At 64.0% G+C, this 1,427-nt stretch carries 2 protein-coding genes and 1 pseudogene; all 3 read right to left on the minus strand.

Translation table 11 applies throughout. From position 1 onward, the window contains the following. On the minus strand, positions 1–1,073 hold a 1,073-nt coding region (locus L9Z73_RS30490), incomplete at its 3' end, for a 3-hydroxyacyl-CoA dehydrogenase (RefSeq protein ID WP_247408673.1). 3 nt (positions 1,074–1,076) lie between these two features. Next, a pseudogene (locus L9Z73_RS30495) lies at positions 1,077–1,295 on the minus strand (enoyl-CoA hydratase-related protein); the annotation flags it as partial. Continuing rightward, positions 1,220–1,427: hypothetical protein (locus L9Z73_RS30500; protein ID WP_247408675.1), on the minus strand; the 208-nt coding region annotated here is incomplete at its 5' end. The gene L9Z73_RS30500 and the pseudogene L9Z73_RS30495, both read right to left, overlap by 76 nt.

Here is a 1,427-nt window from a genome sequence, read left to right on the forward strand (position 1 = left end):
TGCGCTGCGCTGGTCGCGTCCAACCCATAGGGCGCTAGCAGGCACAAGGCTGCATCCGAGGGTGCCGCGCCCTGCTCCACTTGCGCGCCCAGTCGTTCCAGCATCGCGCTAAGGCTGGCGCGGTCAGCATCGCTCTCGGTGCCCAGCCACACCGGCGGCAATGCTTCAACCACCGGTACCGCCTGGGCTTGGGGGGCATCAATCATCTGGCCGTTGGCATAGCGATAGAAGCCGCGCCCGACCTTGCGTCCGACGTAACCGGCTTCCAGCATCTGGCGGGTCAGCGCGGCCGGTCGGTAACGCGGTTCCTGGTAGAACTGGTTGTAGATGGACTCGATCACCGGGTGGGAAACGTCCAGCGCCGTGAGGTCGAACAACTCCAGCGGTCCCATGCGAAACCCCAGGCCTTCGCGCAAGATGCGATCCACTTCCGCCGCGTCCGTGACGCCCTCCTTGAGGATCTGCAACGCTTCGGTGCTGTAGGCGCGCCCGGCATGGTTGATGATGAAACCGGGGGTGTCCTTGGCCCGAATCCCACGGTACCCCATGCGCGCGGCCAATGCCTGCAAGGTATCGCCGACACGCGGATCGCTGGCCAGGCCATCGATGACCTCCACCACTTTCATCAGCGGCACCGGGTTGAAGAAGTGGAACCCCGCCACCCGCTCAGGGTGCCGACATTCACGGGCGATGCTGGTCACCGACAGCGATGAGGTGTTGGTCGCCAGGATGCAGTCGTCGCGCACGACGGCTTCAAGTTGTGCAAGCAACGCCTGCTTGGCATCCAGGCGCTCGATAATCGCTTCCACTACCAGGTCAACGTCACTGAGGTCAGTCAGCGCCGTCGCGACCCGCAGACGCTCAAGCGTTGCCTGGGCATCGCCGTCGGCGATCTTGCCCTTGCTCACCAGCTTGTCCAGGGTTTGGCGCAGGTTTTCGCGGGCCGCCTCGGCGGCGCCTTCGCGGTTGTCGAACAGCACGACTTCGATGCCGGCCTGGGCAGCAATCTGGGCGATGCCGGTGCCCATGATGCCGGCGCCCACCACCGCCATGCGCTTGATTTCACGTGTCATGGGTCATTCCCCCAAGAAGCTGGCTTTGCGTTTTTCAAGAAAGGCACTGGCGCCCTCTTTCTGATCCCGGGAGTCGAACAGCAACTGAAACGCCTTGCGCTCCAATGCCAGCGCACTGTCCAGGGGTAAGTCGGCACCGAGCAGCATCACTTCCTTGATCTGCGCGACCGCCAGCGGTGGCAACGCAGCGATTTGCGCGGCCAGTTCAAGCGCCCGAGGCAGACAATGAAGGCGCAGAACACCACCAGGGTCTGCAATTGATCGAGCAACGTGAGCATGTCGGCGCTGGGCACGGTGTCGCGTGTCAGGCCCCAGCGCAGCAGTGAGGCAGCCACGCTGATGGTCAGCACGCTG

It is taken from the genome of Pseudomonas emilianonis (genome assembly GCF_023072625.1).
Lineage (GTDB): Bacteria > Pseudomonadota > Gammaproteobacteria > Pseudomonadales > Pseudomonadaceae > Aquipseudomonas > Aquipseudomonas paraveronii.